General features: G+C 40.5%; 1 pseudogene. It reads left to right on the plus strand.

The window, feature by feature from the left end:
* Positions 1–97 (plus strand): annotated as a pseudogene (locus tag ACYP03_RS27960) (AEC family transporter); the annotation flags it as partial.
* Positions 98–237 lie beyond the last annotated feature (140 nt).

Raw genomic sequence — 237 nt, forward strand, 5'->3', positions numbered from 1 at the left:
GAGTCTGGCGGCCAATATCATTGCTATGACCACACTAGGTTCTATGTTCACCTGCAGCCTGGGCCTGACGTTGCTAAAAACATTCGGCATTATCTGACTGATGATTCAAAAATAGAATTGATAATCACTCTCAACTGATATTAAATAAGAATAGTTCTTATTTGTATTTATTGAGAGTGACCATGACATCTCAGGTTAAATCCGCCCCATTGCAAAAACTGGGTTATCGCTGGCGTC

It is taken from the genome of Photobacterium sp. R1 (assembly GCF_054600795.1).